This window comes from Aeromonas sp. HMWF017, from assembly GCF_003061465.1.
Lineage (GTDB): Bacteria > Pseudomonadota > Gammaproteobacteria > Enterobacterales > Aeromonadaceae > Aeromonas > Aeromonas veronii.
The window spans coordinates 24,979-31,343 of record NZ_QAJD01000126.1 but is presented as its reverse complement, the minus strand read 5'-3'; the positions used below and the strand labels follow the sequence as shown (position 1 = coordinate 31,343).

Genomic DNA, 6,365 nt, shown 5'->3' with positions numbered 1-6,365 from the left:
GGTAATCAGGTAATCAGGTAATCAGGTAATCAGGTAATCAGGTAATCAGGTAATCAGGTAATCAGGTAATCAGGTAATCAGGTAATCAAATTATTGGCAGCACACACATAAATATACATCTACTACATTACATATTAATCATAGATATGACGCGCTAATATAGAGGCTTGCCCGCAATATTCACAGGCAAAATTTGAGATAAAAAATAAATATACGTTATTAATTATGCAGGCTAACTGTGATCCATCTCTCATGATTTTTAAGCCGATTGATTTCTCAAAGTGGAGTGTTATCATCTAGACATAGAGTAAAGGGCAAACCGATCGAAAGGTCGGGACGCAAAGCCACCGGTCTAAGGGTTTTGATACCTAAGACAGCGGAGCTGCCATCTGAGAAGAGTTATGTCATTGCCAATTTATGGTATTACTCTTTGATTGCGTTGCCCTTTTCGTACAACACCTGTGACGAAAAGGACATAGATATGAAAGCTCAACACACCGCCTCCAATTTAGTCCGCAAAACAGTTTTCTCTGCATTCACCGCCCTGCTGCTTGGTACCGCCTTGTTGCCATCCACTGCATCTGCTGCTGATGGCTCAGTGACATTTACTGGTGCTATCTACGAATCTCCATGTGATTTTTCTGATAGCAACGTGACCTGCTATTCAGGCATCAACAAGCAGACCATGCCTTTGGCTCACTTGCAGCAAGTCGGTCAAATCAGCTCAATTAGCAGCACGATCAACTACAGAGTGATCAATGCCAGCAACATGGCGATCGTGACCGTCAGCTATCTCTGATGATTCATCTGTAGTGACGCTGAAGTTGGCGCGAAACAGATGAGCTGGTGGTGTTGAAAGAAGCTCTTATCAGGTCGCCTGTGCTACCGATACAGGCGGCCAATATCTTTTCATCCCGCCTCCTCACAAACAAATAGCTGGCTTTGCTGATTGAGTCACAAGTCATCATGCGCCCAGATAATGTGGCTTAAGCCATAGGGACATCTCGCTTTTCCTGGTCATTTGCTGCATGTCTCGTGTTGGTGAAATGAGATCTGACACACACTTTACACAACGAACAACTTCCTCAATAAAGTCGCATGTGAGCCCTCACTACGGCAGCAGGAGTTCAGAAATCGCAAGCATATAAATCAACGACATCTCATTGATTTATATGTCATTTAAAAAACCATTGATATTCCTTTGAGTCCCTGTAAATTGCCTTGCGATTACTCGCAAGACAATACACAAACAAGAACAAAGGGATAAAAATGAACCGTTCAGGTACCGGGTGGCTGCTGCTGGCAGGCCCCCTGCTTTTGGCGACATCCTCGGCGCAAGCCAACTACTCCCTCAATGACTGGCGACAGTATCAGCTGACTGGCGAATCGAGCCGGCAACTGGCCGCGCGTATCACCGAGATCACCTACGAACTCAAGGCGCGCAGCAGCAATGCTCCTTACCAGCAGCTTAGGGTCTACCGTCGCTTCGACTGGCAGAGCAGCGATCTCGGTGCGCTGGCCGAACAGCAGTGTGGCGAGCCGCAGCTCAAGGTAGATGCGGGCTGGCAGATCCGCTTCGTGCGCTGTGAAGATCGGATTCCGGCGGGCAAGCTGATCCCCGCCAGCAGTTATGACTTCGGTTATGGCCTCAAGCAGGGTCGCTGGGAGCAGCTGGCGGGCACGCCGACCGCCCAGCGGCAGGATCGTCTGCCGCTGCCGCAAGCCATCATCCTGGGTCAGAGTGAAAGGGAACTGGATCGCTGCGAACTCAACGCGCAGGGCCGCTGCGCAGAGCCGGAGTGGCACTATCAGCCGCAGGATTGGCAGCAGTTGCAGGTACTTGAAGAGACACCCAGCGAGCGGGATGGCCGGTTGGAGCAGATCTTCTTCCGTCTGCAACCGGTGGCAGGCAGTCAGGCTGCCGCTCAGGTCAGCGAGATCCACGTCTGGCGCCGCTATCAGTGGCTGCTGGATCAGCTGCCTCAGCAGGAGTGTGATGAGCCGCAGGAGCGCAAGGAGGGGAGCAACACCATCCGCTATCGCATCTGCCGTCAGGTGATCCCCGCAGGCAGCGAGGTTCAGGTAACGTTGCAAGATAGCGGCTACCAATACCCGGTCGCCGGCGGCGAGTGGCAACCCCTGCCAGAGAGCAAAGAGTGGCAGGAGAGCCGGGTGCTCAATCGCCCCATCGTGCTGGCCAGCAAGGAGGAGCAGCTGGAGTGCCGCCGCGCCAACGGTCGTCTCTGCTCCGAGCCCGAGCAGCCCGACGTGGATCTGCTCGACAGCGATGCCGCCAAACTGGTGGCCGACGTGAGCGGCCAGAACAGTCCTGCCTGGCAGGCGGATTACGGCCACGATGACGCCAAGCTGATGGCGGTGGTGCGCGGGATGCGTGCCCTGCTGGCGGCCAACCAGCCGACCCATCCGGCAATGGACAAGCTGCTCTACTATGTGCGCGCCCACAACTACCACGGCGGCATTGGCAAGGAGAGTGATCAGGTCGCCCGGGCACTGGCCGGGGTTATGATTGATCTGCTCAACCACCCATTGCTGCTGGGAGCTGAACCACAGGATCAGGCTGGCACAGTGCTGGAAGCCTGGAGCGTAGCGGCGCAAGGACAACTTGGGCAAGCCGCCTTCCGCCAGAGTGCCGCCCCCATGCTGGCCCAGCTCAACCAGGCGTTCGGCTATGCGGTGCAACATGCGGCGCAGATCAATGGTCACAAACCCTGGGCCGATGGCCTCTTCGAGCTGCTCAATCTGGTCGATCAGAGCGCCTCTTACGGTCAGCATGCTGACTTCAGCGCAGCTGTGCTGCAACAGGAGGCGGCATTGCGCCAGAACCTGCTGCAACTGGGCCTGAGCGAGCTGGCCCTCTGGAAACAACGCGATGGCTCACGGGATCTGTTTATATTCAACAACATCCTCGATGCCCATAGCCGTCTCTACCAGATGATGCGCTACCTCCATCACACCAGCCCGGATAAGGCGATCGCCTATCGCCAACAACTGGATCGCGATGTCATCGCCATCATGCGCCAGCAGGGGCTGATCCCGGGTGGCCAGCATCCGGCCGCCATGCTGGAAGAGGTCTCCCTGACTCTCTCCAGCTACTACCTCACCTACACGGATCGCACCAGCGAAGCCTGTGTCAGCGGCGAGTTCGCCGGGCTTTGTACCCCGATCCGCATGGAAGATATTCTGCCGTTCGAGCACACCTGCTCACCCACCCTGCGTCTGCGCGCTCAGGATCTGACTCAGGCTCAGGCCGAAGGGATCTGCCGCGAGCTGGGTGATGAAGAGCAGCGCTTCCACCAGCAGATGGAGACTGGCTGGCAACCGGTGGCCGATGATCACAACGAAGCGCTGGAACTGGTGATCTTCAACTCCTCCGCCGACTGGGGCCGCTACGGCAGCGCGCTGTTTGGCGTCTCTACCGACAATGGCGGCATCTATATCGAGGGGGATCCGGCTCGCCCCGGCAATCAGGCCCGCTTCTTCGCCTATGAGGCAGAGTGGAAACGCCCCGCCTTCCAGGTGTGGAACCTGCGCCACGAGTACGTTCACTATCTCGACGGCCGATTCAACCAGTACGGCAGCTTCGGCCACTATCCGCTCAACCGCACTACCTGGTGGGCCGAGGGGATTGCAGAGTACATCGCCCACGGCCAGTGCTTTGCCCGGGGTCTGGATAACGTGGCAAACCGCCCCGCCAACCAGCGTCCGACACTGGCGGCTATCCTCCACCTTGACTACGACCAGGGTGGCGAGATGGTCTACTCCTGGTCCTATACCGTGCACCGCTTCCTCAACGATACCGGTCGCGGCGCCAGCTGGCTGGCGCTGGCACAGGCGCTGCGCAATCCGGATCGGCAGCAGGCGATGAGCGACTTCGAAGGGGAGCTGGACCGGCTGATCGCCAACGACAGCGACGCCTATCAGGCATGGCTCGGCCGGGATCTGCTGCCCTGGTGGCAAGCCAACAAGGAGTCAGACGCCTGCAAAGGCAACGACTCCGCCCACTGATAGACCTTCACCGACCAGAGGGGCTGCCACCGCAGCTCCTCGCTTTATCCTCCCGCTTTCCCGGCCTCTGCTGCGACAACCGCTGCCCGAATGAAGTGCCCGCCCGTTATCAAGCCTGACGCAAGCGGCCGAGTTGTAATAGAATGCCGATAGCCACTCCCAACTTCAGACCCTGACCGCACCGCGCATGAAGAAGTTTGCCAAGATCCTCCTCGCCTGCCTCGTTTTGCTGCTGGCCCTGATTGCCATGCTGCTGGGCTACAGCGAGTGGATCGTCTCGGATGCCCGTCACTACACCTACGATCAGGTGGACAAGGTGCCCTACAACCGGGTTGCGGTGGTGCTGGGTACCTCCAAATATCTCTCCGGTGGCGGCCCCAACCACTACTTCAAATACCGCATCAAGGCGGCGGCCGAGCTCTACAACAATGCCAAGGTGGACTTCATCATCGTCTCCGGTGACAACGCCACCGTGCAGTACAACGAGCCGCGCCAGATGCGCCGCGCCCTGATCAAGGCGGGCATCCCCGCCTCCGCCATCTATATGGATTTCGCAGGATTCCGCACCCTCGACTCAGTGGTTCGCGCCAAAGAGGTGTTCGGCCAGGAGCGCTTTACCGTGGTCTCCCAGGGCTTTCATAACGAGCGGGCCATTTTCATCGCCCGCCATTTCGGTATCGATGCGGTCGGCTTTAATGCCGAGGATCCCAGCGCCTATCAGGGGATCCGCACCCGGGTGCGGGAAGTCTTTGCCCGCCTGATGGGGCTGCTCGACCTCTATGTGCTGGACAAGGGACCCAAGTTCCTCGGGGCACCAGTCCCCATCGGCCTGCCTGTGCCTTGCCAGTCACTAAGTACCATCGGCAGCCTGCAACCCTGCCTCAAACAGCCCAAACCGGCGGTGGATGAGGCCAAGCAAGCGGCAGTATCTGCCGCGGTTGCCACCGAGTCAGCAACTTCGTCTGCCTCGGCAACGACTGATCCGGTCACTCCCGCCAAATCCGCGGCAGAAACCACCGCAGAGTCGCCCAGCGCGGCCTTGCCCACGATGCCGATGGCCCCTTCAGCCGCCAGCACAGCCGCACCATAAACAGATGACCCGCCAACTGGCGGGTCTTGTTATTACAGCGCAGGTTGTGGCGGTGAGCCTGCACACCCATACCCAGCGACAGGTCAGCCTCGCACCGCCTGATAGCGGCGGGCCACTTCGGCCCACTCCACCACCTGATAGAAGGCAGCGATATAGTCAGGACGCTTGTTCTGGTACTTGAGATAGTAGGCGTGCTCCCACACATCCAGCCCCAGGATCGGGGTATGGCCATGCATCAAGGGACTATCCTGGTTGGCACTGCTCTCCACCTGCAATCTGCCCGCCTTGTCCACCACCAGCCAGGCCCAGCCACTACCAAAGCGGCTCAGAGCCGCCTGAGTGAAAGCCTGCTTGAAGGCATCGAATCCCCCCAATTCCCGCTCGATGGCCAGAGCCAGCTCACCGCCCGGCTCACCGCCCCCCTGCGGGCTCATCACCAGCCAGAACAGGGAGTGGTTGGCATGGCCGCCGCCATGGTTGCGGACCGCTCCCTGCAGGGCGGTTGGCAGGGTGTCGAAGCGGCTCAGCAGCTCCTCTACCGGCAGTGCGGCCAGCTCGGGCGCCGTTTCCAGTGCGGCGTTGAGGTTATTGATATAAGTCTGGTGATGACGGCTATGGTGGATCTCCATGGTCAGGGCATCGATATGGGGTTCCAGTGCGTCGTAGGCATAGTTCAGGGCTGGCAGAGTATGGCTCATGATGACCTCTGTTCGGATTAATGGAGCCGGGATGAGGGCTCGCTCTGACACAGGCAGTGACCGAGCGAACACATGATCCCGGCGTGGCTGCCGTGGCGCTGTACGAACGTCAGCAACTCGGCACGAGTTGTGCGGGTATGGCGCAATGCAGCCTCTCGCAGGCGAGAGGAGCAAGCGGGGGAGTGACAGGTCGCCATCAGGCAGTCGTGCACATAGCAGAGCAGGTCGGCGGCGCGATCGGGCAAAGTCATGGCCACCAGCAGATCCGCCAGATTGTGGTGAGCCACAACCAGCGCCGCCACCGCCTCATCGGCGTCATGCCACTGCACCAATTGCTGACGAGCCAGCCAGAGCGCCTGCTGATAATGGGCCAACGCCTGATGATACTCGCCGCAGTCAAACAGCCGGTTACCCTCTCGAGTCTGCTGTTTCCAGTGACTCATGCTGCTGCCACCTTCGGTCGACTCGACCCACCCCTTCACCCAGGTTGCTGTCATATGCTTCACACCAACAAATGATAATAATTATCATTACATAAATCATATCCGGGA

5 protein-coding genes and 1 riboswitch are annotated in these 6,365 nt (G+C 58.3%); of the genes, 3 read left to right on the top strand and 2 right to left on the bottom strand.

Annotated elements, in window-relative coordinates:
- Positions 1 to 303: 303 nt before the first annotated feature.
- A riboswitch (cyclic di-GMP riboswitch) is annotated at positions 304 to 390 on the top strand.
- A 91-nt stretch (positions 391 to 481) separates the two neighbouring features.
- The 3 genes from DBR30_RS12245 (at position 482) to DBR30_RS12235 (ending at position 5,116) form a co-directional block, all read left to right on the top strand.
- Positions 482 to 799: a fimbrial protein gene (locus DBR30_RS12245; RefSeq protein WP_069554682.1), complete on the top strand. Its 318-nt coding sequence runs from the start codon at positions 482 to 484 to the stop codon at positions 797 to 799.
- Positions 800 to 1,269: 470 nt separating this feature from the next.
- The gene (locus DBR30_RS12240) at positions 1,270 to 4,026 is read left to right on the top strand and encodes a collagenase (RefSeq protein ID WP_108541664.1); all 2,757 of its coding nucleotides are present in this window, start codon (positions 1,270 to 1,272) and stop codon (positions 4,024 to 4,026) included.
- A gap of 187 nt (positions 4,027 to 4,213) precedes the next feature.
- Positions 4,214 to 5,116, top strand: a complete 903-nt coding sequence (locus DBR30_RS12235; RefSeq protein ID WP_108541665.1) for a SanA/YdcF family protein — start codon at positions 4,214 to 4,216, stop codon at positions 5,114 to 5,116.
- An 83-nt stretch (positions 5,117 to 5,199) separates the two neighbouring features.
- Here the strand turns inward: DBR30_RS12235 and DBR30_RS12230 are convergent, their stop codons facing one another.
- Entirely contained in the window at positions 5,200 to 5,814 is a 615-nt protein-coding gene (locus DBR30_RS12230) for a superoxide dismutase (RefSeq protein ID WP_108541666.1), read from the bottom strand.
- A gap of 17 nt (positions 5,815 to 5,831) precedes the next feature.
- Positions 5,832 to 6,311: a hypothetical protein gene (locus DBR30_RS12225; RefSeq protein ID WP_108541667.1), complete on the bottom strand. Its 480-nt coding sequence runs from the start codon at positions 6,309 to 6,311 to the stop codon at positions 5,832 to 5,834.
- Positions 6,312 to 6,365: the final 54 nt, after the last annotated feature.